Origin of the sequence: Xanthobacter lutulentifluminis (genome assembly GCF_043194675.2) — a bacterium.
In the GTDB taxonomy this organism is placed as follows: domain Bacteria; phylum Pseudomonadota; class Alphaproteobacteria; order Rhizobiales; family Xanthobacteraceae; genus Xanthobacter.
This window is the reverse complement of sequence record NZ_CM195525.1, coordinates 2,788,152-2,812,955: the sequence shown is the minus strand read 5'-3', so window position 1 is coordinate 2,812,955 and position 24,804 is coordinate 2,788,152. Positions and strand designations below refer to the sequence as shown.

25 protein-coding genes are annotated in these 24,804 nt (G+C 69.4%); 9 read left to right on the top strand and 16 right to left on the bottom strand.

What is annotated here, in order from left to right; translation table 11 throughout:
• Positions 1–75: 75 nt before the first annotated feature.
• From murJ to ispH, 5 genes are all read right to left on the bottom strand, one after another.
• Complete coding sequence (gene murJ, locus V5F49_RS12830) at positions 76–1,626, bottom strand: murein biosynthesis integral membrane protein MurJ (RefSeq protein WP_394115423.1); 1,551 nt, start codon at positions 1,624–1,626, stop codon at positions 76–78.
• A gap of 65 nt (positions 1,627–1,691) precedes the next feature.
• Positions 1,692–2,285, bottom strand: coding sequence for a Uma2 family endonuclease (locus tag V5F49_RS12825; protein WP_394115424.1), 594 nt, complete (start codon positions 2,283–2,285; stop codon positions 1,692–1,694).
• A gap of 79 nt (positions 2,286–2,364) precedes the next feature.
• Positions 2,365–2,820: a ribonuclease HI gene (gene rnhA, locus V5F49_RS12820; protein ID WP_394115425.1), complete on the bottom strand. Its 456-nt coding sequence runs from the start codon at positions 2,818–2,820 to the stop codon at positions 2,365–2,367.
• The gene (gene thrB, locus V5F49_RS12815) at positions 2,817–3,782 is read right to left on the bottom strand and encodes a homoserine kinase (protein WP_394115426.1); all 966 of its coding nucleotides are present in this window, start codon (positions 3,780–3,782) and stop codon (positions 2,817–2,819) included. The genes rnhA and thrB overlap by 4 nt, the downstream gene beginning before the upstream one ends.
• 3 nt (positions 3,783–3,785) lie before the next feature.
• On the bottom strand, positions 3,786–4,769 hold the full coding sequence (ispH, locus tag V5F49_RS12810) for a 4-hydroxy-3-methylbut-2-enyl diphosphate reductase (protein ID WP_394115427.1): 984 nt from the start codon (positions 4,767–4,769) through the stop codon (positions 3,786–3,788).
• A 273-nt stretch (positions 4,770–5,042) separates the two neighbouring features.
• Between ispH and V5F49_RS12805 the strand changes: the two genes are divergently transcribed.
• A complete protein-coding gene (locus tag V5F49_RS12805) occupies positions 5,043–5,741 on the top strand; it encodes a DUF1013 domain-containing protein (RefSeq protein WP_394115428.1) in 699 nt (232 codons plus the stop codon).
• Between the two features lie 186 nt (positions 5,742–5,927).
• Here V5F49_RS12805 and V5F49_RS12800 read toward each other — a convergent pair whose 3' ends face one another.
• Positions 5,928–6,758: a universal stress protein gene (locus V5F49_RS12800; protein ID WP_394115429.1), complete on the bottom strand. Its 831-nt coding sequence runs from the start codon at positions 6,756–6,758 to the stop codon at positions 5,928–5,930.
• A gap of 333 nt (positions 6,759–7,091) precedes the next feature.
• On the opposite strand from V5F49_RS12800, the gene V5F49_RS12795 reads away from it, so the two are divergent.
• Together V5F49_RS12795 and V5F49_RS12790 are read left to right on the top strand one after the other, a co-directional pair.
• The gene (locus V5F49_RS12795) at positions 7,092–8,141 is read left to right on the top strand and encodes a glycosyltransferase family 2 protein (RefSeq protein ID WP_394115430.1); all 1,050 of its coding nucleotides are present in this window, start codon (positions 7,092–7,094) and stop codon (positions 8,139–8,141) included.
• The gene (locus V5F49_RS12790; protein ID WP_394115431.1) at positions 8,138–8,983 is read left to right on the top strand and encodes a ChbG/HpnK family deacetylase; all 846 of its coding nucleotides are present in this window, start codon (positions 8,138–8,140) and stop codon (positions 8,981–8,983) included. Before V5F49_RS12795 ends, V5F49_RS12790 begins: the two co-directional genes overlap by 4 nt.
• Before the next feature lie 245 nt (positions 8,984–9,228).
• Here the strand turns inward: V5F49_RS12790 and V5F49_RS12785 are convergent, their stop codons facing one another.
• From V5F49_RS12785 to V5F49_RS12775, 3 genes are all read right to left on the bottom strand, one after another.
• Positions 9,229–9,873: a CoA transferase subunit B gene (locus tag V5F49_RS12785; RefSeq protein WP_394115432.1), complete on the bottom strand. Its 645-nt coding sequence runs from the start codon at positions 9,871–9,873 to the stop codon at positions 9,229–9,231.
• 1 nt (position 9,874) lies between these two features.
• Positions 9,875–10,588: a CoA transferase subunit A gene (locus tag V5F49_RS12780; RefSeq protein ID WP_394115433.1), complete on the bottom strand. Its 714-nt coding sequence runs from the start codon at positions 10,586–10,588 to the stop codon at positions 9,875–9,877.
• Positions 10,589–10,661: 73 nt separating this feature from the next.
• Complete coding sequence (locus tag V5F49_RS12775) at positions 10,662–11,429, bottom strand: glucose 1-dehydrogenase (protein ID WP_394115434.1); 768 nt, start codon at positions 11,427–11,429, stop codon at positions 10,662–10,664.
• A gap of 223 nt (positions 11,430–11,652) precedes the next feature.
• Here V5F49_RS12775 and V5F49_RS12770 point away from each other — a divergent pair, with 223 nt between their 5' ends.
• Positions 11,653–12,507 (top strand): N-acetylmuramoyl-L-alanine amidase, encoded by an 855-nt coding sequence (locus tag V5F49_RS12770; RefSeq protein ID WP_394115435.1) that lies wholly within the window; start codon positions 11,653–11,655, stop codon positions 12,505–12,507.
• Positions 12,508–12,535: 28 nt separating this feature from the next.
• Here the strand turns inward: V5F49_RS12770 and V5F49_RS12765 are convergent, their stop codons facing one another.
• The 4 genes from V5F49_RS12765 to uvrC form a co-directional block, all read right to left on the bottom strand.
• Positions 12,536–13,012, bottom strand: coding sequence for a molybdenum cofactor biosynthesis protein MoaE (locus tag V5F49_RS12765; protein WP_394115436.1), 477 nt, complete (start codon positions 13,010–13,012; stop codon positions 12,536–12,538).
• Positions 13,013–13,015: 3 nt separating this feature from the next.
• Positions 13,016–13,267 (bottom strand): molybdopterin converting factor subunit 1, encoded by a 252-nt coding sequence (moaD, locus tag V5F49_RS12760; RefSeq protein WP_394115437.1) that lies wholly within the window; start codon positions 13,265–13,267, stop codon positions 13,016–13,018.
• Entirely contained in the window at positions 13,264–13,920 is a 657-nt protein-coding gene (gene pgsA, locus V5F49_RS12755) for a CDP-diacylglycerol--glycerol-3-phosphate 3-phosphatidyltransferase (RefSeq protein WP_394115438.1), read from the bottom strand. Before pgsA ends, moaD begins: the two co-directional genes overlap by 4 nt.
• 89 nt (positions 13,921–14,009) lie before the next feature.
• Positions 14,010–16,313, bottom strand: coding sequence for an excinuclease ABC subunit UvrC (uvrC, locus tag V5F49_RS12750; RefSeq protein ID WP_394115439.1), 2,304 nt, complete (start codon positions 16,311–16,313; stop codon positions 14,010–14,012).
• A gap of 269 nt (positions 16,314–16,582) precedes the next feature.
• On the opposite strand from uvrC, the gene V5F49_RS12745 reads away from it, so the two are divergent.
• The 3 genes from V5F49_RS12745 (at position 16,583) to V5F49_RS12735 (ending at position 18,976) form a co-directional block, all read left to right on the top strand.
• Positions 16,583–17,194, top strand: a complete 612-nt coding sequence (locus V5F49_RS12745; RefSeq protein WP_394115440.1) for an outer membrane protein — start codon at positions 16,583–16,585, stop codon at positions 17,192–17,194.
• Positions 17,195–17,442: 248 nt separating this feature from the next.
• Positions 17,443–18,138, top strand: a complete 696-nt coding sequence (locus V5F49_RS12740; protein ID WP_394115441.1) for an outer membrane protein — start codon at positions 17,443–17,445, stop codon at positions 18,136–18,138.
• A 196-nt stretch (positions 18,139–18,334) separates the two neighbouring features.
• Positions 18,335–18,976, top strand: coding sequence for an outer membrane protein (locus V5F49_RS12735; RefSeq protein WP_394115442.1), 642 nt, complete (start codon positions 18,335–18,337; stop codon positions 18,974–18,976).
• Here the strand turns inward: V5F49_RS12735 and panD are convergent.
• Entirely contained in the window at positions 18,960–19,409 is a 450-nt protein-coding gene (panD, locus tag V5F49_RS12730; RefSeq protein ID WP_394115443.1) for an aspartate 1-decarboxylase, read from the bottom strand. The two genes, V5F49_RS12735 and panD, sit on opposite strands and share 17 nt — an antisense overlap.
• A gap of 244 nt (positions 19,410–19,653) precedes the next feature.
• Between panD and V5F49_RS12725 the strand changes: the two genes are divergently transcribed.
• Both V5F49_RS12725 and V5F49_RS12720 read left to right on the top strand, forming a co-directional pair.
• Positions 19,654–20,652 carry a Gfo/Idh/MocA family protein gene (locus V5F49_RS12725; RefSeq protein ID WP_394115444.1) on the top strand — a complete coding sequence of 333 codons (999 nt, stop codon included), beginning with the start codon at positions 19,654–19,656 and terminating at the stop codon, positions 20,650–20,652.
• A gap of 163 nt (positions 20,653–20,815) precedes the next feature.
• On the top strand, positions 20,816–21,949 hold the full coding sequence (locus V5F49_RS12720) for a DegT/DnrJ/EryC1/StrS family aminotransferase (protein WP_394115445.1): 1,134 nt from the start codon (positions 20,816–20,818) through the stop codon (positions 21,947–21,949).
• A gap of 114 nt (positions 21,950–22,063) precedes the next feature.
• Here V5F49_RS12720 and V5F49_RS12715 read toward each other — a convergent pair whose 3' ends face one another.
• Positions 22,064–23,170 carry a polyamine ABC transporter substrate-binding protein gene (locus V5F49_RS12715; RefSeq protein WP_394115446.1) on the bottom strand — a complete coding sequence of 369 codons (1,107 nt, stop codon included), beginning with the start codon at positions 23,168–23,170 and terminating at the stop codon, positions 22,064–22,066.
• Between the two features lie 97 nt (positions 23,171–23,267).
• Positions 23,268–24,665 carry a glutamine synthetase family protein gene (locus V5F49_RS12710; RefSeq protein WP_394115447.1) on the bottom strand — a complete coding sequence of 466 codons (1,398 nt, stop codon included), beginning with the start codon at positions 24,663–24,665 and terminating at the stop codon, positions 23,268–23,270.
• Positions 24,666–24,804: the final 139 nt, after the last annotated feature.

Here is a 24,804-nt window from a genome sequence, read left to right as displayed (position 1 = left end):
GGTTCCGATAGCATAAGGCGGGTGCGATGCAAAATGGCCCAATTGGTCGCGCGGGCGATTTTCCGCCCGGGCGTGTCATTGCGGCAGCGGCGGCGCCCGGCGCCCCATCACCCCGGCGATGAAGCCCCGCCCGAGAAGGAGCACGACCGAGAGGCAATAGACCAATCCCCCCGCGACGACGACGCAGGCCAGCATCACTTCCTCGCGAGCCGGCATGCCGGCCGGCAGCAGCCGCGCGGTGAGGGCCTGGGTGCCGTAAAGGCTCGCGCCCACCACGACCAGCACCACGGCGAGCCGCGCCAGATGCCCGCCGAGCACCCGGTCACCCACCGGGAAGCCGCGCCGCAGCGCGAACAGCACCAGAAGGCTCACATTGATCCAGCCGCCCACCGCGGTCGCAAGCGCGAGGCCCACCTGGGCGAGGCTGCCCATGAGGGCGAACTTCAGCGCCACGTTCAGGGCCACCGCCGTGAGCGAGGCGATCATGGGCGTGCGGGTGTCGCCGCGGGCATGGAACGGGGCGATGAAGGCGCGCACCACCACGAAGGCGAGCAGGCCGAAGCCGTAGGCGCGCAGGGTCGCCGCCGCCTCGGCCGCGTCCGCCACGGTGAAGGCGCCGCGGGCGAACAGCGCCCGCATGGTCAGGTCCGGCACCAAGAGCGCCGCCGCCACGAACGGGATGGCGAGCAGGGTCGCAAGCTCGATGGCGCGGGCCTGCGAATGGGCGGCGCCGGCATCGTCGGCGGCGGCGAGCCGGCGCGACATCTCCGGCAAAAGCACGGTGCCCACCGCGATCCCCACCACGCCGATGGGCAGCTGGTTGATGCGGTCGGCGTAATAGAGCGCGGAGAGCGCGCCCGCCGGCAGGAAGGTGGCGATGATGGTGTCGGCGAACAGGGCGATCTGCACTCCCGCCGAGCCGATGATGGCCGGGCCGAGCGCGCGCAGGAACTGACGGGTGCCGGGATCGAGCCGCGGCTTGCCGAACCGGAGGCCGATGCCGTGGCGCTCGGCGTCGATGCCCACCGCCGCCAGCTGCGCCACGCCGGAGATCAGCACGCCCCACGCCGCCGCATGGCCGGCGGTGGGGAACAAAGCCGCCCCGAGCAGAGTGCCCACCATGCACACGTTCATGAGGATGGGCGCGGCAGCCGCCATGGCGAAGCGGTCCGAGGCGTTGAGCGCGCCGGAGACCAGCGTCGCCACCGAGATCAGCGCCAGATAGGGAAAGGTGATGCGCGTCAGCGTCACCGCGAGGCCGAACCGCTCGGGATCATCGGCAAGGCCGGGCGCCAACAGCGCCACGAACTGCGGCGTGAAGCCCAAAGCCAGCGCCAGGAGCACGCCGTGGACGATCGTCATGGCGGTGAGTATCTCGTCGGCGAAGGCGCGGGCGGAGAGCACCCCGTCCTGCTCCCGCAGGCGGGCATAGGTGGGCACGAAGGCGGCGTTGAACGCGCCTTCCGCGAAGATGGCGCGGAAATGGTTGGGCAGGCGGAAGGCCACGAGGAAGGCATCCGCCACCGGCCCCGCGCCCAGCACTGCGGCCATCACCACGTCGCGGATGAAGCCGGCGAGGCGGGAGACGAGCGTCAGCCCGCCGACGGAAAGGATGTTGCGGAACATGAGATCGGGCCGGCCCCTCGAACAGGTGGCCGGACCCTAATGGCCCGGGCGTGCCGTGGGAAGCCTCAGACCGCCGCCGTCGCCTCGCCCTCGGGGGGAAAGGAGAGCCGCTCGTAAAGCGCGGCCATGGAGAGGCTGGCGTCGATGTCCGGCAGGTCGAAGCCGCCGTCGAGGCCCTGCACCTCCTCCAGCGCCCAGCCCGCCGCTCCCCGCCGCCACAGCAGGGCGTGCGGCCGCTCCGGCTCGACCAGCAGGATGTAGGCGAGGCCGGGAACGGACTTGTATTCCTCGAGCTTGCGCACGAGGTCGATGCCGCGCGTGGACGCCGAGAGCACCTCCACCACCATGCGCGGGTCCGTGGCCTGCTGGGCCGCATCGTCCCGCGCGCCGCAATCCACCGTCACGTCCGGACGCCGCACGTTGCCGTTGGGGACCACGACGGCGATGTCCGCCGTGGAGGGCTCGCAGGATTTTCCCCTCAGGCTTTGACCAAGCGCCAGGATCGCGTTGACGACAATGCGATCGTGCCTGCGGCTTGCCCCCGTCATCGCCCGGACGAGGAACCCGTCCACCAGCTCGTAGCGCACGCCTTCCTCGCCGCGATAGGCGAAATAGTCGGCGAGGCTCATGGGGACGTAGGCGCGGGCTCGGTTCGACATTGAAGAGGCTCCCGCGCGCAGACTAGCACGAAAGCCCCCCAGGCTCTCACCCGCTCTCGCCCAGTCTCACCCGTCCCGCTCACCCGCCGATGCGGCCCTTCAGCTTGAACGGGGCCATGCCGGCGCGGGCGAGCTCGTCGGCGCGTTCATTCTCGGCGTGGCCGGCGTGGCCCTTCACCCAGTGCCAGCGGATCTGGTGGCGCTTCAGCGCCTCGTCGAGCCGCTCCCACAGGTCCTGGTTCTTCACCGGCTTCTTGTCGGCGGTGCGCCAGCCGTTGCGCTTCCAGCCGTGCACCCACTTGGTGACGCCGTCCTTGAGGTAGGAGCTGTCCGTGTGCAGATCCACGGTGCACGGCTCCTTCAGCGCCTCAAGGGCAGAGATGGCGCCCATCAGCTCCATGCGGTTGTTGGTGGTGAGCGCCTCGCCGCCGGAGAGCTCCTTCTCGTGCGGCCCGAAGCGCAGCAGCGCGCCCCAGCCGCCGGGGCCGGGATTTCCGGAGCAGGCCCCGTCGGTGAAGATCTCCACGTCCTTCATGCGGCGAGGCCGTAGTCCTTGGCGCCGTCCACCGCCTGATGGAAGCGCAGCTTCTTCAGATATTCCAGCGGGTCCTTGGGCTTCACCAGCGCGCCCTCGGGCACGTTCAGCCAGTCCACCAGCCGGGTCAGCAGGAAGCGCAGGGCGGCGCCACGCGCGAGCCGCGGCAGGGCCGCCTTCTCCATGTCCGACAGCGGCCGCACCGCCTCATAGCCGGCGAGCAGCGCCCGCCCCTTGGTGACGTTGTAGGCGCCGTCCGCCTCGAAGCACCACGCGTTCAGGCAGATGGCCACGTCGTAGGCGAGGAAATCGGTGCAGGCGAAGTAGAAGTCGATGATGCCGGAGAGGTGGTCGTCGAGAAAGAAGGCGTTGTCCGGGAACAGGTCGGCGTGGATCACACCGTCCGGCAGGCCGGCGGGCCAGCTGGCCTCCAGCGCGGCGAGCTCTGCGGCGATGGCCGAGGCGAGGCCCGGCGCCACCGTGTCGGCCAGCCCGTGCGCCGCCTCGAACAGCGGCCGCCAGCCGGAGACCGACAGGTTGTTGGCCCGGCGCATGGGGAAATCCGCGCCGGCGAGGTGCAGCCGGGCGAGGCCCCGCCCCAGCTCCGCGCAATGCTCGGCCGTGGGCCGGCGCACCGAGACGCCGGGCAGGAAGGTGACCATGGCCGCAGGCCGCCCGGCGAGCTCCGACAGCATCTCCCCCGAACGCCGCGCCACCGGCTGCGGGCAGGACAGGCCGCGCGCCGCCAGATGCTGCATCAGGCCGATGAAGAACGGCAGGTCCTCCCGCCGCACCCGCTTCTCATAAAGGGTGAGGATGTAGCTGCCGCTCGTGGTCTGGACCAGGAAGTTGGAATTCTCCACCCCTTCCGCGATGCCGTGGAAGGAGGTGAGGGTGCCCGTGTCGTAGCCGGCGAGGAAGGCTTCCAGCTCAGCCGGCGCGACATCCGTATAGACAGCCACGGCCTACTCCGCCGCGTCGGGCCGCAGGACGCGCGGCAGCGGGAAGAACACGTCCTCCTCGGTGGAGGTCACGGTTTCCACCGCCACCTCGAAGCGGGCGGCGAAGGCGTCGATGATCTCCTCCACCAGCACCTCGGGGGCTGAGGCGCCGGCGGTGACGCCGAGGCGCGCGATGCCTTCGAACAGGGCCCAGTCGATGTCGGCGGCGCGCTGCACCAGCACGGAGCGGGCGCAGCCGGCGCGCTCCGCCGCCTCGCGCAGGCGCTGGGAATTGGAGGAGTTGGGCGCGCCCACCACCACCATGGCGTCCACCTGCGGCGCCACGGCCTTCACCGCCTCCTGGCGGTTGGTGGTGGCGTAGCAGATGTCCTCCTTGTGCGGCTCCACCAGCGCCGGGAAGCGCCCGCGCAGGATGGCGACGATCTCGGCGGTGTCGTCCAGCGAGAGGGTGGTCTGCGTCACGTAGGCGAGGCTGGCGGCGTCCGGAGGGGTCACCGCGCGGGCCTCCTCGGCGCTCTCAACCAGGGTGAAGGCACCGTCCGGCAGTTGGCCGATGGTGCCCACCACCTCCGGATGCCCCTTGTGGCCGATGAGCAGGATGTGGCGGCCGCGCTTGAAGTGCACCTGCGCCTCGCGGTGCACCTTGGTCACCAGCGGGCAGGTGGCGTCGATGGCGAACAGGTTGCGTCCGGCGGCGGCCTCGGGCACGGATTTGGGCACGCCATGCGCGGAGAAGATGACCGGGGCGCCGGTCTGCGGCACCTCGTCCAGCTCCTCCACGAAGATGGCGCCCTTCCGCTTCAGGTCCTCCACCACATACTTGTTGTGGACGATCTCGTGCCGCACGTAGACCGGCGCGCCATGGAGCTTCAGGGCCTGCTCGACGGCGTCGATGGCGCGCACCACGCCGGCGCAGAAGCCGCGCGGCGCGCACAGGAGGACGCGCAGGGGCGGCTTGGGTGTGGCGACCTTGGGGGCAGCATCCATGGCAGGCTCGGTCGAGGGCATGGGGCGAATTGGCGGTCTCCCGCCCCCGCTGTCAAGCAGAGCGATGATTTCCCGCGCCATTTGGGCGTTCCCGCGCGTGCGGCATTTGCAACTTGCGGCCGGCGCGCTTATGTTGTGGGCATCCCGGACATCGCGACGAGTACCGCGGTCCGCCCCTGGGGGAGGGGCGACCTTGCGAAGCCGCATTCCGAAACCAACGCACACGAACGGCGCCCCGGAGCGCCGCAGACCAGAAAGCCGCAAGAGGCCGTCATGTCGAACATACCGTTGATGCCCAAGGCCACCGCCGTCTGGCTCGTGGACAATACGGCGCTCTCCTTCGAGCAGATCGGCGACTTCTGCAAGCTTCACCCCCTCGAGGTGAAGGGCATCGCCGACGGCGAGGTGGCGCAGGGGATCAAGGGGCTCGACCCCATCTCCACCGGCCAGCTCTCGCGCGACGAGATCACCCTCGCCGAGCGGGACCCCAACCGCCGGCTCAAGCTGCTCGAGTCCAAGGTGCGCCTGCCCGAGCAGAAGAAGCGCCGCGGCCCGCGCTACACCCCGGTGTCGCGCCGCCACGACCGTCCCAACGCCATCCTCTGGCTGCTGCGCAACCATGCCGAGCTGAAGGACGCGCAGATCATCCGCCTAGTGGGCACCACCAAGGCCACCATCCAGTCCATCAAGGACCGTACCCACTGGAACTCGGCGCAGCTCTCGCCCATGGATCCGGTGACGCTGGGCCTGTGCAGCCAGATCGACCTCGACCTCGAGGTGCAGCGCGCCGCCAAGGAGCGTCCCGCCGCCTATGAGGATCGCGGCGCGACCCTGCTTCCGGCCGACGTCACCACCGCCCAGGACGAGCACGACGAGCCGCCGGCCAAGGGCCGCGAGTCCCTCGATCTGGAGACCGTGTTCGCCAAGCTCGGCGGCTCGAAGAAGAACGAGGAAGAGGACTACGAGGACTGAGCGACGGCGCCGCCTGGCCCGCGCCGTCCTCGCCCCTCCCGGCCTGAGCAAGGCCAAGACCGACGGGGCCGAGACCGACGAGGCCAGAACCGACGGGTCGAAAGCAACGCGACCAACGCAAAAGGGGAGAGCCTTCGCTCTCCCCTTTCTCGTTTCAGGGCCTGCCGGAGCGGTCCGGCCGCCGGATCAGTGGGCCATCAGCACCGGCACGGTCATGGTGGCGAGGATCTCGCGGGTCACGCCGCCCATCACCAGCTCCCGCAGGCGGGAGTGGCCATAGCCGCCCATCACCACGAAATCGGCGCCCTGGTCGGACACTTCGTTGAGGATGGCCGCGGCGATGGGCTCGCCGGAGGACACCGGCAGCTTGCGCACCTGGGCGGAGAGGCCATGGCGGGCGAGATGGCGCACCACCTCCGGCCCCGCGAGGTCTTCCTCCTCCTCGCCGGAGACGACGCGGAACACTTCCACGTGCTTGGTGCGGTGAAGCAGCGGCAGCGCCTCGGCCAGCGCGCGGGCGGCGGGACGGCTGCCGTCCCAGGCCACCACGGCGCGGTCGGCGGCGAACGGCTTCTTCTGCACGTACGGCACGATGAGCACGGCGCGGCCGGATTCCATCAGCACCGTCTCGGCCAGCACCTCCTCCGGGCCCGGGCGGTCCGGATCGGGCTGGGCCACCACGGTCAGGTCGAACAGGCGGGCCATCTCGGCGAAGGTGTTGGCGGCGACGCCCAGCGAGGCGGAGAGGTTGCGCACCTCATGGGTCACGCCGAGGGCGCCCGCCGTGCCGGCGAAGCGGGCGGCGGCCTTCTCGGCGGCGGCCTGGTTCTCCAGCACCTGGGCATCGATGAAGTCGGTGGGAAGGGCGCCCATGTAGAAGGGCGGGACGTCGATCTCGTACGCCACCGACAGGCCGGTGAGGTGGGAACCGAAGGCGGCGGCGAGGCTCGCCGCGAAATCGCAGGCGAGGTCCTTCTCCGCCCCCTGGGCGAGATTGACCAAAATGTCGCGAATCATCTGGGAAGGCCCCCGTTCGGCCGTTTGGACGACGCGACCTTACCCTAAACTCGCCCAAAGTCTCATGTCTTGATGCTGCGCAATCGCGGCGCATCTTTCCCCAGGGACAGAGCCCGGCGCAGGGCGCATGCGGAGGTCGGAAACGACGACGCGGCCGCCTTGGGGGAAGGCGACCGCGCCAATGGCACGATCAATGGGGGGGATGATCGCGCTGGAGGGGAAACGCGGTACCCGCTGCCGGGTTCCGCGCGGCGTGAAAAAATTTCTGCTCCCTTTCGGGGCGGAGGCGGCTAGATGAGTTTGCATTCCTTGCGTGGCCCCGGCGGAAGTACCATGATACCCGACCTCAGCATCGTCGTGCCGCTCTACAACGAAGCCGAGGGGCTCCCGTCCTTCCATGCCCGCCTGAGCGGAGCGGCGGAGGAGGAGGCGCGCGCCCGCGGCCTCCAGGTGGAGATCGTCTATGTGGACGACGGCAGCCGCGATGGCAGCGCCGCCCTGGCCGCCGGCCTGCCGGTGCTGGGGGTGGACATCCAGGTGGTGGCGCTCTCGCGCAACTTCGGCAAGGAGGCGGCGCTGATGGCCGGCCTCGACCACGCCCGCGGCGATGCCGTGATGTTCATGGACGGCGACGGCCAGCACCCGCCCGAGATGATCCCCACCTTCATCCGGCTGTGGAAGGACGAGGGCTGGGACGTCGCCTACGCCGTCAAGGAGGACCGCTCCGACGAGGCGGCGAGCCGCCGCGCGTTCGTGCGCATCTTCTACAAGCTGCTGAACTATGGCGCGGCCACCCGCATCCCCGAGGATGCCGCCGACTTCCGCATCCTCTCCCCGCGCGCCGCCGCCGCGCTGCGCCGGATGCCCGAGCGCAACCGCTTCTTCAAGGGCCTGTCCAGCTGGATCGGCTTCCGCCAGATCGCCGTGCCCTACCGGCCGGCGCCGCGCGCGCACGGCTCCACCTCGTTCAATTTCCTGCGGCTGCTCGGCCTGTCCATGGAGGCTCTGACCTCCTTCTCCCCGGCGCCGCTGCGCCTCGCCGCCTTGTTCGGCGCCACGCTCGCCGGGCTCGCCCTGCTCTATGGCGGCTGGATCGTGGTGGAGCGGCTGTTCTGGGGCATCCCCTTGCCGGGCTACCCGTCCATCGTGGTGGGCCTGATGGTGATCGGCGGCTCGCAACTGCTGGTGATGGGGGTGCTGGGCGAGTACATCGCGCGCATCCTCTCCGAGATCAAGGCGCGCCCGGTCTACTACGTGGCCGACCACGTGCTGAACCGCGTGCCGGCCGAGGCCGTCGGCCACTCCCCGTCCGGCCACGCCATGTCGGGCCACGGGGTCGGCGGGTCCCATCCCACCGTGCTGGCATCGAGGGCCGAGCCGTGAAGCACGTCATTCTCTGCGCCGACGACTACGCCATCTCCCCCGGCGTGTCGCAGGCGATCCGCGCGCTGATCGCCGACCGCCGCATCAACGCCACCTCGGTGATGACCGTGTTCGACGGGCTCGCGGCCGACGCGGAGGCCCTGACCGAGGCCGCCGAGGGCACCGGCGCCAGCATCGGCCTGCATGTCACCCTCACCGGCACATTCCCGCCGCTGACGCCCGGCATCGCCGGCCCGCTGGGCTTCTTCCCGCCCCTGTCCCGGCTGATCCTCTCGGCTCTGGCCCGCCGGCTCGATCCGCGCGCGGTGGAGGCCGAGGTGGAGGCGCAGTTCGTCGCCTTCCGCGACGCCTTCGGCCATCCCCCGCACCATGTGGACGGACACCAGCACGTGCATGTGCTGCCGGTGGTGCGCGCCGCCGTGCTCGCAGCCACCGCCCGCCACGCGCCCGGAGCCTTCCTGCGCGACGTGACGCCCGCGCGCGGCGCCCTCAACGGCCTCGATGTGAAGGGGCGGCTGATCGGCGCCTTTTCGGCCGGCTTCGCACGCGATGCGGCGCGGCGCGGCCTGGCCACCAACACCGGCTTCGGCGGCGCCTACGACTTTTCGGCCGACCACGATTTCGGAACGCTGCTCACCCGCTTCCTCGCCGGCGTGCCGGAGGGCGGGCTGGTGATGGTGCACCCCGGCCGGGTGGATGATCCGCTCACCGCCCGCGATCCCCTCACCCACCAGCGCGAGGTGGAATTCGAGGTGCTGCGCGGCGACGGCATGCGCGCCATCCTCGACGCCGCCGACGTGAGCCTCGCCCTGCCCGACCTCGCCCAGCGCGCCGCCGCCTGAGCCGCAGGGCGCACAGGCATCCCTGAAACGAAAACAGAGGCGCCAGGGCGCCCCCGCTTGCCTGAAACGAAAACGGAGGCGCCAGGGCGCCCCCGCTTGCCTGAAACGAAAACGGAGGCGCCAGAGCGCCTCCGGGTGCCCGAAACGAAAGCGGAGGCGCCAGAGCGCCTCCGCGTGTCTTGCAGCCGACCGGTCCGGCAGGGAGGGGCCCCCTGCAACTCCGGAACCGTGCCCCGTTGTCCGGATCAGGCGAGGCCGATCTCGAACTTCGCCTCGGTCTTGGCCTTCACCTCGTCGAGGGTCACGCCCGGCGCCAGCTCCTTCAGCACCAGCGCGCCGCCGCGCTTGGTGAACTCGAACACGGCAAGGTCGGTGATGACGAAGTCGGTCACCTGCGTGCCGGTGAGGGGGAGCGTGCAGCGCGTCACCAGCTTGGGCGCGCCGGACTTCTCCACGTGCTCCATGAGCACGATCACCTCGCGGGCGCCGGCCACCAGATCCATGGCGCCGCCCATGCCCTTCACCATCTTGCCGGGCACCATCCAGTTGGCGATGTCGCCCTGCTCAGACACCTGCATGGAGCCGAGGATGGACAGGTCCATGTGGCCGCCGCGGATCATGGCGAACGAGTCGGACGAGGAGAAATAGGCGGTGTCCGGCACCTCGGTCACGGTCTGCTTGCCGGCGTTGATGAGGTCCGGGTCCTCCTCGCCCTCATAGGGGAAGGGGCCGATGCCGAGCATGCCGTTCTCGCTCTGGAAGCTCACGGTCATGCCCGGGGGCAGCGCGTTGGCGACCAGGGTGGGGATGCCGATGCCGAGGTTGACGTAGAAGCCGTCGCGGATCTGCTGGGCGGCGCGGGCCGCCATCTGCTCACGAGTCCAGGCCATCTCACTTCACCTCTTCGCGCTTGCGGGTGGTCACCTTCTCGATCCGCTTCTCGGCGCCCTTGGAGACGACGATGCGGTCCACGTAGATGCCGGGGGTGTGGATGTGGTCGGGATCGAGCTCGCCGATCTCCACCAGCTCCTCCACCTCGACGACCGTCAGCTTGCCGGCGGTGGCCATCATCGGATTGAAGTTGCGGGCGGTCTTGCGATAGACGAGGTTGCCTTCCTTGTCGGCCTTCCACGCCTTGATGATGGAGATGTCGGCGACGAGGCCGGTCTCCAGCACGTAGTTGTGGCCGTTGAACTCGCGGGTGGGCTTGCCCTCGGCGATGATCGTGCCGTAGCCGGTCTTGGTGTAGAAGCCGGCGATGCCGGCGCCGCCGGCGCGGATGCGCTCGGCCAGCGTGCCCTGCGGGTTGAATTCCAGCTCCAGGTCGCCGGCGAGATAGAGCTTCTCGAACAGCTTGTTCTCACCCACGTAGGACGAGATCATCTTCTTGATCTGGCCGTTGGCGAGCAGGATGCCGAGGCCGAAATCATCGACGCCGCAATTGTTGGAGACCACGGTCAGCTGCTTGGGGCCGAGATCGCGGATGGCGTCGATCAGGTTCTCGGGAATGCCGCACAGGCCGAACCCGCCGGCCATCACCATCATGCCGTCGGCGATGACGCCCTCAAGGGCACTTTTCGCGTCCGGGTACAGCTTGTGTCGCATGACTTTCCTCCTCGGCGCTCGCGCCGCGTTCAAACTTGCGCCTCGTTCAAAACAGCGTCTCCCGGGGCGGGCGTCACAGGGACGAGACGAGGTGGCCGCCGTCGACCACCACCGCCGTCCCGGTCACGTACTGGGAGGCTTCGGAACTCAGGAACAGCAGCGGGCCCACGAGATCCTCGAGCGTGCCCAGCCGGCGGAAGGGGATGCGCCGCACCAGCGCCTTGCCGGCGTCGGTGGCGAAGAAGTCCCGGTTGAGATCGGTCTCCACATAGCCCGGGCACAAAGCGTTGGCGCGGATGGAATGGCGCGCCCATTCGAGCGCCATGGACTTGGTGAGCTGCACCAGCGCCGCCTTGGAGGCGGCATAGGCCGCCACCTGCCCGGCCACGCGCAGCCCGAGGATGGAGGCGACATTGATGATGCTGCCGCCCTGCCCGCCCGCCACCATGGCCCGCGCGGCCGCCTGGGCCATAAGGAACGAGCCCTTCAGGTTGGTGTCGAGGATGCGGTCCCAGGCTTCCGCCGTCTCGTCGATCAGCGCCGTGGTGCCGGTGACGCCGGCATTGTTGACGAGGATGTCCAGCCCGCCGAAGGCCGCCACCGTCTCGGCCACGGCGGCGCGGGCGGAGGCCTCGTCGGTCACGTCGAGGGAAAGGGCGATCGCCGTGCCGCCGGCCGCCTCGATCCGCGCGCACAGGTCGGCGCAGGCGTCACGCCGGCGGGCGGCCACGGCGACGCGCGCCCCGGCTTGCGCCAGCCGCTCCGCGAAGAACGCGCCGAGCCCTCCGGACGCGCCCGTCACAAGGGCGGAGCGGCCGTCCAGCGAAACGTCGAATGCCATGAAGCGCCTCACTCACCAGGCATGACCGTTGGCCGGCTCTTCTGATGGGATTAATGGTTTCATAGACGCCCCCGCCGCCGCGACGCAAGGGGTTGGCGCGTTCTGTCCCGCGCACCCCGCCGCAAGCCCTGCCCGGTGCGGCTGAAGGCGGCTCCATGCACAACCTATGCGTACATATTTGTGATATACACCTTCATCCGGCCCCGCCGGAGGGGAGGGAGCCATGGCCTTTTCGATCAATGCGCGCCACCGGCTTGAGAAGGACGGCCGCGCCGTGGAGCGCATCGCCGCGCCAGCGGCCAGCACGGGCGGCGCATTCGGCGCGGTGCCGCGCATCCTCATCATGCACTTCACCTCTGGCGCGTCGGCCCGCTCCAGCGCCTACTGGTTCCAGGACCCCGCCAACCGCGCCAGATCCTCCGCCCATGTGGTGGTGGACCGCGACGGAACGGTGATCCAGTGCGTGGATTTCGACACCGCCGCCAATCATGCGGGCGTGTCGTCGTGGGGCGGGCTCACCTCCTTCAACAACAAGTCGTTCGGCATCGAGCTTGCCAACTGGGGCGACCTGAGGCCGGGGCCGGGCGGCACGTGGATGACGCCGGCGAACGCGCCCGTCGCCAACCCGGTCATCGCCACCCACAAGAACGGCAATCCCAATCCGCCCTACAATGCGCCCATCGGCTGGGAGCCGTTCCCGGCCGAGCAGATGGCCACGGCCGTGGCGATCGCCCGTGAGCTGGTGGCGAAATACAAGGTCGACACCATCCTCGGGCATGACGACATCGCCCGGAGCCGCAAGTGGGACCCCGGACCGGCCTTCGACATGGCGCGCTTTCGCAGCCAGGTGCAGGGCGGCCGCGCCGCCGACGGGCCGAACACCTATACCGTGCGCTCGCCCACCGGGCTCAACCTGCGCCAGGGGCCGGGAACGCAGTTCGCAGTGATCGAGCTGCTGGCCGACGGAACGCAGGTGGAGCCGGTGGAGCGGAACGAAAACTGGCTGTTCGTCAACGTGCTCGACGGCGCGGGCGTGGCGCAGAAGTCGGGCTGGGCGCACGGGGCGTTCCTCGCCTGACGGCTTCGCCGGTGGAGACCGGCCCCGGTCAGCCCTCGCGCCAGCGGTCGGCGGCGGCATCGTCCGCGGCCTTCGCCTCCACCCAGGAGCCGGCATCGGCGGACGCGCCCGCCGGCTCCTCCTTCTTCCAGAAGGGAGCGCTGGTCTTCAGCCAGTCCATCAGGAATTCGGCGGCCTCGAACGCGGCGGCGCGATGGGCCGAGGCCGTCACCACCAGCACGATCTGCTCGCCCGGCTCGAGGCGCCCGTGGCGATGCACCACCACCGCGCCGAGGAGCGGCCAGCGGCGGCGCGCTTCCTCCACATGGCGCTCGATCTCCTCCTCGGCCATGCCGGGATAATGCTCGAGCGTGAGCGCGCCGAGCGTCGCCCCATCGGCGCCGGGATCGGCCCGGCACAGGCCGGTGAAGGTCACCACCGCGCCCACGTCGGTGCGCCCCTCGGTGAGGCGCGCGGTCTCCGCCGCCGCATCGAACGGCCCCGGCTGGATGCGGACGGAAAACACCGCTCAGCCCCCGGTCATGGGCGGGAAGAAGGCCACTTCCCGTGCCGCGCCGAGGGCCGCATCCGGCTTCACGTGCCGCCGGTCGAGGGCGGCGCGGACGACGGCGGGGTTCTCGAAGGCGTGGGCGTGCGCCTCGTCGCGCCCGGCGAGCCAGCGCGCGAGATCGGCCACCGTCGCCACCTCGGGAGGCGGCTGGAGCTCCTCCTCGGCGATCCCCACGCGCTCGCGCAGCCAGGCGAAGTAGAGGATCTTCACCGGTCGTCCTCCACCAGATGGCGCGCGCCGGCGCGGAAATAGTCATAGCCGGTGTAGAGCGTCAGCACCGCCGACACCCACAGGAGCGTCAGCCCGGCGATGTTGATGCCCGGCAGCACCTGCTCGCCGGCCGGGCCGGTGATGAGCACGCCCACCGCCACCAGCTGCAGCGTGGTCTTCCACTTGGCGAGGCGCGACACCGGCACCGACACGCGCAGCTCCGCCAGGAACTCGCGCAGGCCCGAGACCAGGATCTCCCGGCACAGGATGACGATGGCCGCCCACAGGGACCAGCCGCGGATGGTGCCGTCCGAGGCCAGCATCAGGAGGCAGGTGGAGACCAGGAGCTTGTCGGCGATGGGGTCCAGCATCCGCCCGATGGCCGATTGCTGCGACCAGGCGCGGGCGAGGTAGCCGTCGAAGAAATCGGTGATGGCCGCCGCGACATAGATCGCCAGCGCCACCCAGCGCAGCCACAGCCCGCCGGCAAGGATGTCCGACCAGAACAGGCAGGCCGCCACCAGCGGCACCGCCACGCAGCGCGAATAGGTGAGGATGTTCGGCAGCGACAGCGCATGGCCCTGCCCGCCGCGCACCGGTGCGGAAGCATCGGGCGCGGAAGCGGTTGGAGATCTCGTCGCTGCCTCTGCCATCGGGGTCCTTCGCCGGTCGCGCGGCACGCGCCGCGGAACGCTCTATTTAGGCCGCCGGGGCGGCGGGCGGAAGCCTTTCCGCCGCGCCGTCAGCTTCCCGGCCGCTCGTGGAAATAATCGTAGACCGCCTTTGCCGTCCCGGCGTTGATGCCGTCCACCTGCTCCAGGTCCGCCAGCGAGGCGCGCTCGATGGCCTTCAGCGTGCCGAAGTGGCGCAGCAGCGCCCGCTTGCGCGTGGGCCCCACGCCGGGGATGGCCTGGAGCCCGGCCTCGGTGATGTCCTTCTTCCGCCGCGCCCGGTGCGAGCCGATGGCGAAGCGATGCGCCTCGTCACGCAGCCGCTGGATGAAATAGAGCACGGGGTCGCGCGGTTCCATGCGGAACGGCGGGCGGCCGGGCAGGAAGAACTGCTCGCGGCCGGCATCGCGGTCGACGCCCTTGGCGATGCCCACCAGCGGCACGTCGGTGATGCCCAGCTCCTCCAGCACGGCGCGCGCCGCATTCAGCTGGCCGAGGCCGCCGTCGATGAGCACGAGATCCGGCCAGGGCGAGGCGCCGGTGGCATCGGGCAGGACGTCGGGGGCGTCTTCGGCCACGTCGGCGCCAGCCTCGGGTGTCCCTTGGGGGGACAGGCCGGGGCCAGCCCCGGAGAACGCCTCGGCAGCGGGGTCCTCCGCTCTCGCCCCACCCCTCCCGTGGGCAGGAAGAGGCGGCACGGCCGGGAGCGTGGCCAAGGCCGACCCGACCGCCCCCGCCTCGTCCCCCCCCTCCCCGCCGCCCGCCTGAGGGGCATCCCCAAGCGCGGGAGAGGGATGGGCCGAGGGGGTGTCCGGCTGAAGCACGGGTGCGCCGCCATCGCGCGGCGCCTCCTTCAGCAGGCGGGAGAAGCGACGGGTGAGCACCTCCCGCATCATGCCGAAATCGTCGCCGGGCACGAGGTCCGCCGAGCGGATGTTGAACTTGCGGTACTGCGACTTGCGGAACCCCTCCGGCCCCGCGACGATCATGCCGCCCACCGCATTGGTGCCCATGATGTGGGAGTTGTCGTACACCTCGATGCGCTGGGGCGGGGCCTTCAGGGCGAAGGCGGCGGCGACGCCCTCCAGCAGCCGCGCCTGGGTGGCGCTTTCCGCCAGCGTGCGGCCGAGCGCCTCGCGCGCGTTCTGCAGCGCGTGGTCCACCAGATCGCGCTTCTCGCCGCGCTGGGGCACGGCGATCTCCACCTTGTAGCCGGCCTTTTCCGACAGGGCCTCGGCGATGAGCGCCTGCTCCTCCACCTTGTGGGAGAGCAGCACGAGGCGCGGGCACGGCTTGTCCTCGTAGAACTGGGACAGGAAGGCGCCCAGCACCTCGGCCTCGGTGAGGGAACGGTCGGCGCGCGGATAATAGGCGCGGTTGCCCCAGTTCTGGCCGGTGCGGAAGAAGAACACCTCGATGCAGGTGGCCCCGCCCTGCTGGTGGCAGGCGAACACGTCCGCCTCCTCCACCCCGCGCGGGTTGATGCCCTGCGAGCCCTGCACGGCGGAAAGCGCGGCGAGACGGTCGCGCAGGCGGGCTGCGCGCTCGAATTCCAGCGCCTCGGCCGCCGCCTCCATCTCCTGCGCCAGTTCCTCCTTCACCGCGCGCGAGCGGCCGGACAGGAAGGCGCGGGCCTCGCGCACCAGCTCGGCGTAGTCGGTGTGGCTGATCTCCCCCGTGCAGGGGCCGGCGCAGCGCTTGATCTGGTAGAGCAGGCACGGCCGCGTGCGGTTCTCGTAATAGCTGTCCGAGCAGGAGCGCAGCAGGAACGCGCGTTCCAGCGCGTTGATGGTGCGATCCACCGCCCACACGCTGGCGAACGGGCCGTAATAGTCCCCCGGCCGGCTGCGCGCGCCGCGATGCTTGGCGATCTGCGGCGAGACGTGATCGGCGGTGATGAGGATGTAGGGAAACGACTTGTCGTCGCGCAGCAGCACGTTGAAGCGCGGCTTCAGCTGCTTGATGAGGTTGGCCTCCAGCAGCAGCGCTTCCGGCTCGGTGCGGGTGGAGACGAACTCCATGCTGGCGGTCGCCGCGATCATCCGCGCGATGCGGTTGGTGTGGCCCACCGGACGGGTATAGCTGAGCACCCGCTTCCTGATGCTCTTGGCCTTGCCCACGTAGAGCACCGTGCCGTCACCGGCGATCATGCGGTAGACGCCCGGCCCCGCCGGCGCCAGCTTCGCCGCGCGCACGATGGCGTCCCGGCCGGTGGCGAGGCTTTCGGCGCCGGGCAGAGGCGCTTCCCCCGCATCGAGCACGAGCACGGCCTCGTCCTCGCCCTCATCCGCCTCTCCGGCTTCCGGCGGCGGCTCGGCCTGCGCCGCGCGGGCGAGGGCGATCTCGGGCGGGTCTGTGGGGCGTCGTGCGGTCATGGGCCGTATGTAATGCCCGCGGGCGCCAGATGGAAACGCCCCCCGCGCGCCTTAACACCCCCTCAACCATTTCTGCAGCCGAAAGTGGACGGCGCAGCCCCGCCTGAGGCAGGAGGCGCGCACTTCTCCATGCGTTTCAACGGCTTGGTGGATTAACAGCGCATTAGGCATTCCGGCCGGAGGCGGGCGGAAGACAGGAATGCGCAAGATTCGTCTGAGAGTGTGACCTCGATACCGGCGTGAGAGGCCGGCTGAAGGAGGAAGAGTTCATGCGTTCCCGCCTGCTTGCATCCGCCGCCGTACTGGCCGGGCTTGGCCTCGCCGCCCCGGCGGTCGCGGCCGATCTCAGCGGCCGTTATCCGGCGCCCTACGTGCAGCCCGTCGCGGCCTTCACCTGGACCGGCTTCTACGTGGGCGGCAACGCCGGCTACGGCTGGGGCACCACCTCCTTCGGCGACCCCGGCGGCTTCATCGCCGGCCTGCAGGCGGGCTACAATTTCCAGTTCGGCAGCCCGTTCGTGCTCGGCATCGAGACCGACATCAACTACTCGGGCATGTCCGGCGGCGGCGTCGGCCTCGGCTATTTCGGCACCGTGCGCGCGCGCCTCGGCTATTCGTTCGACCGCGCGCTGGTCTACGGCACCGGCGGCTTCGCCTATGGCCAGGGCAATGCCGATTTCTTCGGCCTCACCTCCTCCGCCAACCTCACCGGATGGACGCTGGGCGTCGGCGCCGAGTATGCGGTGGACCGCAACTGGAGCGCCAAGCTTGAATATCTGTATGTAGACCTTGGCTCTGCAACCTATGGGACCCTTGCCGGCCCCGTCGTCAGCGGACTCGATGCCAATATTCTGCGTGCAGGTGTGAATTATCGCTTCTGATCTCAACCGTGACGCTGGGTGAAGAATTGCGGCAAAACATAGAGCAGATCTCATAGCCGCCATCTTTTACCCAGGCCTTTGTCCCACATCTGAAGCACGGTTAGGTTTTTGCCACATCTCTGCCGGGTTTGATTTTTCCGGTGTGGCACATGCGCTACAGACGCCCGCCGCCCGGGCCTGTAATAAGGAACCACCCTTCCGGCACGGACCCTCAGGTCAGGCCGGATGAAACAACGAAGGTAAATCTCATGTTGAAGCGTGCACTTCTGGGCGCCACCGCCCTCGCTCTTCTCGCCGGCTCTGCGTCTGCGGCGGATCTGTCGACCCGCTATCCCGTGAAGGCGGCGCCCATCCCCGTGCAGGTCTTCTCCTGGACCGGTTTCTACATCGGCGGCAACGTCGGTTGGGGCTGGGCTGACAACAGCTATAACTACACCCCCTTCGGCCTGCCCACCTTCTCCTACGGCCTCGGCAGCTCGAACGGCTTCGTCGGCGGTCTGCAGGTCGGCTACAACTACCAGTTCGCCAACAACGTCGTGCTCGGCGTCGAGGCCGATCTCGACTGGGCCGACATCGGCAAGACCTCGACCCTGGTGGCCGGCCCCGTGGGTGGCGCCATCGTGAACCAGAACGTCGACTATTTCGGCACCATCCGCGCCCGCGCCGGTTATGCGATCGACCGCTTCCTGCCCTACATCACGGGCGGCGCGGCCTGGGTGAAGACCAACTACTCCGACCCCTTCCTGGTGAACTACGACAACACCAAGTGGGGCTGGACCGTCGGCGCCGGCGTCGAGTACGCCATCACCAACAACTGGACCGTCAAGGCCGAGTACCTGTACCTCGGCTTCAGCGACTCCAACACCACCTTCCTCAACGGCGACCAGCTCTCGGTCGGCACCAACATCAGCACCACCAAGCTGGGCGTGAACTACAAGTTCTGATCCCCGCTTCGGCACCTGCAGAAGGGGCTCCCGGCATGCGCCGGGGGCCCTTTTCTTGTTCTGGGCGCACGCAAACGTGAGCGGTTGCGGCACATCGCCACGGCTTTGCCTTGGACGCGCCATCACCCCGCCGACCGGGCCGGCGAGGCTCGGGGTCCGTGGTCGCGTGCCACGCCCCTGTGCCCGGGAGCCGTCCATGAAGCGGATTGCGTTCTGCGCTGCCACGCTCGCCCTTCTGGCGGCGATGCCTGCGCATGCGGCCGACGTGGCGCGCCCGGCCGCTCCGCCGGTGAAGGCGCCGGTGGCGGTGCCCGCCCCCGTGTTCTCCTGGACCGGCTTCTACATCGGCGGCTCGGCCGGCTATGCCTGGGGCTCGGGGCAGGATGCGCTGGGCGTTGCCGGCATCGATCCCAAGGGCTGGCTCGCGGGGGGACAGGCCGGGTACAATTACCAGTTCGCGAACAATGTGGTGGCCGGCATCGAGGCCGACATCGCCGGCGGCGGCATCAGCGCCGGCGCCCCCGGCCTGTCGAGCAGCCTCGACCTGCTGGGCACGGTGCGCGGGCGCCTGGGCTATGCGTTCGGGCCGGTGCTGCCCTATGTGACGGGCGGCCTTGCCTGGGGCAACAATTCCATCTCGATCCCGGGCGCGAGCCAGTCGCAGACGCTGACGGGCTGGACCGCCGGCGCCGGCATCGAATATGCGCTGACCGAGCACTGGACCGCCAAGACCGAGTATCTCTACACCGACCTCGGCTCCAAGACGTATGACGCGCTCGGCCTGAGCAGCGGCGTCACCAGCCAGACCGCGAAGGTGGGCATCAACTACAAGTTCTGAGCGGGACCGGCTTCTCCGCTCCGCTCTCGTCGCGGATGGCGAAGCGGTACTCGCCATCGTCGTCGCGCGTCACCTCATAGGTGAGGCGGCCGGTGACGTGGTTGTCGCCGTCGAAGGTGAGCACGCGCGGGCGCAGCGAGACGATCTCGCCCTCCGCCACATAGACCGAATTGCAGATGATCACCTGGTCGCCCGGCTGGCAGGTGCGCGCGGCCGCCCCGTTCAGCACGCAGCAGCGCGAGCCGCGCTCACCGAGAATCACATAGGTGGAGATGCGGGCGCCGGAATTGCGGTTCCAGATCTCCACGAACTCCAGCGGCAGGATGCCGGCCTGCTCGCAATGCTCGGGGTCGAGCGTGATGGAGCCGTGGTAGTTCAGGTCGGCCCCGGTCACGGTGATGCCGTGCAGCTTGCCGGCGACGATCTTGCGCATCAAGGCGGCCCCTCCCGTTCAAAAGGCGGGCTGTGATAGGGCTTCCGGAGCCGCGGGGAAAGCGGTTTCGCACCCGGCGCCACCCCGGCGGCGGTCATGTCTTGCGCGGGCGGCCGTGCTGGCGGCCGTAACATGGGGATGCAATTCTTGAACGTGCCACGCCCGTGGATTTGACGCGGCTCCTCGCCTTTGCGCCTATGATCATGCTAGGAGCCCGCTTCGCTAACGATTGATGAGGGCTGAAATGGCTCATACGGCAGCGCCCGGAACGGAGCGCGCCCTGAACCGCCCGGTGCGCATCGGCGTCACGGGCATCGGCATCATGGGCTCGAACCATGCCCGTGTCCTGGCAGAGCTTCCTGGCGCCGAGTTGGTGGCGGTGGCGGACCCGGACCAGGCGCAGGCGCAGCGGGTGGCCAATTTCCTCGGCTGCAAGGCGGTGGGCGACCACCGCGCCCTTCTCGACCTCGGCCTCGATGCCGTGGTGGTGGCCGCCCCCACCCACCTGCACCACACCATCGCGCTGGACGTGATCGGCGCTGGCTGCTCGGTGCTGGTGGAGAAGCCCATCGCCTCCACCGCCGAGGAAGGCCGCGAGATCGTCGCCGCCGCCCGCGACAAGGGCGTCACGCTGATGATCGGCCACGTGGAGCGCTTCAACCCCGCCGTGCGGGCGGTGAAGGATGCCATCCGCGACGAGAACCTGCTCTCCATCGCCATCACCCGGGTGGGCCCGTTCCCGCCGCGCATGTCGAACGTGGGCGTGGTGATCGACCTCGCCGTGCACGACATCGACCTGATCCGCTGGTTCACCGGCTCGGACATCCTGGAGGTGCAGCCCCAGACATCCGCCGCGCTCGCCGAGCGCGAGGACATCGCGCTGCTGCAGTTCCGCACCGCCTCCGGCGTGCTGGCGCACATCAACACCAACTGGCTCACCCCCTTCAAGGCGCGCACGGTGCACGTGGCGACCTCGAAGAAGTACGTGATCGGCGATCTCCTCACCCGCCAGGTGACCGAGCATTTCGACTACCGGCCGGACGGCTCCTATTCCACCCGGCACCTGCCGGTGGCCTATGCCGAGCCGCTGCGGGCCGAGCTGGAGAATTTCCTCGCCGCCGTGCGCTCCGGCCGCTCGCCGGAGGTGACGGGCGAGGAAGGCGTCTCGAGCCTCGAGATCGCCATCTCCTGCCTGCCCGGCGCCGCGCCGGCCCAGGCCAAGCGCCGCCTCGCCGCCGGCTGAGCCGGCCCCGGCGCGGATCTGGCTTCCGCGCCGGCCCGCCTTCCGGCTCGACCTTCAGGGTCTTTGCCCCGGCCCTCCGCCCGGCCCCGCCCCCTTCCCGCCGGCCCGGCCGGCGCTGCGGCGCGGCCGCCCCCTCCTCCGGGACACCTGTCAGGGATCCGAGATGACCTCTCCCATCGCCTTCATCGACCTCGCCGCCCAGCGCGCGCGCATCGGCCGCCGCATCGACGACGCGGTCCAGTCCGTGCTCCAGTCCTGCCGCTTCATCAACGGGCCGGAGGTGACCCAGTTCGAGGAGAAGCTCGCCGCCTTCGCCGGCGCGAAATACGCCGTCTCCTGCTCCAGCGGCACCGATGCGCTGGCGCTGCTGCTGATGGCGTGGGGCGTGAAGCCCGGCGACGCGGTGTTCTGCCCCGCCTTCACCTTCTGCGCCACCGCCGAGGTGGTGCCGTATCTGGGTGCAAGCCCGGTGTTCGTGGACGTGCAGGAAGACACATTCAACATGGACCCGGAGAGCCTGGAACAGGCCATCCAGGTCGCGATCGAGCAGGGGCTGACCCCGCGCGTGGTGATCCCGGTGGACCTGTTCGGCCAGCCGGCGGACTATGACGCCATCCTGCCGATCGCCGAGAAGCATGGGCTGAAGGTGCTGTGCGACACCGCCCAGGGCTTCGGCGGCACCTGGAACAACAAGCGCACCGGCTCCATCGGCGATGCCACCGCCACCTCCTTCTTCCCGGCCAAGCCGCTCGGCTGCTACGGCGACGGCGGCGCCATCCTCACCGACGACGCCGAGCTCGTGACCGTGCTCAAGAGCCTGCGCGAGCACGGCCAGGGCGTGGACAAGTACCAGAACGTGCGCATCGGCATGACCGCGCGGCTCGACACCATCCAGGCCGCGGTGCTGCTGGAGAAGCTCGCCATCTTCGAGGAGGAGATCGCGGCGCGCGACCGCGTGGCCATGCGCTACAACGCGATGTTGCGCGATGTGGCCACCGTGCCGGTGGTGGACCCGCGCGCCACCTCGGTGTGGGCGCAATACACGCTCCGCCTCGCCCCCGGCGTGCGCGACGGCCTCGCCGAGAAGCTCAAGGCCGAGGGCGTGCCCACCGCCGTCTATTACCGCCTGCCCATGCACCTGCAGCCGGCCTACAAGCACTACCCGGCCGCCGGCGCCATCCTGCCGGTGTGCGAGACCCTGGCCGAGGAGGTCATCTCCCTGCCCATGCACGCCTATCTCGACGAGGCGACGCAGGACCGCATCGTCGATGCGGTGCGGCGGGGGCTGAAGGGCTGAGGGCAGCCAAGGCAACATACTGGTGTAAAATAAAAAACGGCGGGACCCCGAGGTCCCGCCGTTGGTGTTTCCGAGGCCCGGCGCCGGTCGCCCGGCCGCCATCCTCAGGTGGGCCTACTTCCCGCGCTTGAAGGTGTTCCAGGTCTTGGTGATGACCCGCTGCACCGGCGCGTCGTTGGTGGTGACGATGAACAGCCGGCTGAACGTCTCCTTGTCGGGGTAGATGTTCGGGTTGTTCAGGATCTCCTTGTCGATGAACTTCTGCGACTCCAGATTGCCGTTGGCATAGGAGATGTAGTTGGAGTTCTTCGCAGCAACCTCGGGCTTCATCATGTAGTTGATGAAGGTGAGGGCGTTGTCGATGTTCTTCGCATCCTTGGGGATGGCGAAGTTGTCGAACCACATGAGCGCGCCTTCCTTCGGAATGGCGTACTCCACGTTCACCGGCGGCTTCTTGGTCTTCTTGGCGGCTTCGGCGGCGCGGGTCTTCGCCTGGAAGACGTCACCCGACCAGCCCACCGCGATGCAGATGTCGCCGCGCGCCAGGGCGTTGATGTAGCCCGAGGAATCGAACTTCTTGATGAACGGGCGAACCTTCATCAGCAGCTCGCCGGCCTTGGCGATGTCTTCCGAGCTCTTGGAGTTGGGATCAAGCCCCAGATACTTCATGGCGGAGGGGATCACCTCCTCCGGGCCGTCGAGGAAGTAGACGCCGCAGTCCTTGAGCTTGGAGAGGTTCTCCGGCTTGAACACGATGTCCCAGGTGTTCATGGGCACGTCGCCGAGGCGTTCCTTCACCTTGTCGGCGTTGTAGCCGATGCCGGTGGTGCCCCACATGTAGTTCACGGCATGGGCGTTGCCGGGGTCGTACACGGCGAGGCGCGAGACCACTTCCGGCCAGGCGTACTGCAGGTTGGGGATCTTGGCCTTGTCGAACGGGATGAAGATGCCGGCCTTGATCTGGCGCTGCAGGAACGAGCCGGAGGGCACGACCACGTCATAGCCGGTCTTGCCGGCGAGCAGCTTCGTCTCCAGCACCTCGTTGCTGTCGAAGACGTCGTAGCGGACCTTGATGCCCGTTTCCTTGGTGAAATCCTCGAGCACCGTGGGGTCGATGTAATCGGACCAGTTGAAGACATTGACGACCTTCTCCTGCGCCGAAGCCGCGCCGGCAAAGCCGAACGTGGCGCACAGGAGTGCCGCTACGATATGACGACGCATCCGCCGTTCTCCTCTGAAGGGGGAGGATCTTGTGTCCGTCCCCTGAATAAAAAGGCTATTCGCTCGCGCCGATGCGCTCAACAGGAAACAGCTTTGCTCACAGGTAGGTTTCGTACTCCAGCGGCAGGACGACGCGGGTGAAGGCGGCCATCTCCTCGCGCTTCATGACGGCGTAGATGCGCCGGTAGTCCGCGCCGAAGGCCCGGCCGACGAACTCCGAGCGGGCGAAGCGCTCCACCGCCACCGCCATGTCGGGGGAGAGGAGCTCGGCGTCGTGGTCGTAGGCATTGCCGGTGAGGGGGGCGGGCGGCTCGATCTCCCGCTCCAGCCCCTCCAGCATGCCGGCGAGGATGGCGGCGAGCACGAGATGAGGATGAGCCTCCGCCCCGGCGATGCGATGCTCCAGCCGGCGGGCGGCCGGCGGCCCGTTGGGCACGCGCACCGCCACCGAGCGGTTGTCGTAGCCCCAGCTCACCGAGGTGGGCGCGTAGCTGCCGGGCACGAGGCGACGGTAGCCGTTGAAGCTCGGCACGAAGATCAGCGTCAGGTCGGCCATGGTGGCGAGCATGCCGCCGGCGGCGTGGCGCAGCGCGGTGTCGCCCACCCCGTCCGGGCGCCCGAACAGGTTGGTGTCGCCCTCCATCAGGCTCACGTGCACATGCATGCCGTTGCCGGCGAAGTCCGTCAGCGGCTTGGCCATGAAGGTGGCGCGCAGGCCGTGGCGACGCGCGACGCCGTCGATGAGCCGGCGCAGCAGTATGGCGTCGTCGGCCGCCGCCAAAGGATCGGCGCGGTGATAGAGGTTCACCTCGAACTGGCCGGGCGCGGCCTCAGAGATCACCGTGTCCGCCGGCAGGCCCTGGGCGGCGCAGGCGGCGCGCATGTCGTGCAGCACCTCGGCGAAGGCGTCGAGGTCGGACATGGCATACATGTTCTGCCGTGCCTGCCCGCTGGCGGGAAACACCGGCTCCGGCGGCGCCCCGGGCGTGGCGGATGGCTTCAGCAGGTAGAATTCCAGCTCGAAGGCGACGCACGGCGTCAGCCCACGGGCGGAGAAGCGGTCCACGATGGCGGCCAGCTGCTGGCGCGGATCGAGCTTCCACGGCGCGCCGCGGGCGGAGCCGTCGGGCTCGTGCATGGTGATGAGCACCTGCGCGGTGGGCCGCGGCGCCCACGGCACCGGCTTCAGCGTGCCCGGCACCGGCCAGCACAGGCCGTCCTTGTCGCCGGTCTCCAGATGGATTTCCGTTGCGTCAACTTCGCAGCCCCAGATATCCAGTCCGAAGATGGAGAGGGGGATCGCGACCCCGTCCTTCCAGATCTTGCGGATGGCGGTTCCGGGGATCCACTTGCCCCGGAGGACCGCCGACGTATCGGGCAGAAGGACTTCCACCACGTCCGGCTCACCGTACGTGGACAAATAGGCAGCGACCTCGTCCGCGGCCTCGGCCGGCGCGGTGTCCTCGGGTCTGCAGCCGGAAACTGAGGCCGGCATGATACTCCAATCAAAAAAGCGACGCACAAGCCACATCCAAGCGCGAAGCTCGGGAACCTTCAAGCGTGGCGATGATTATGACCCTGGTGGCGGGGTGCCCCGGCCGCCGGTCCCGCCATGTTTCGGCATGGCGCAGGCC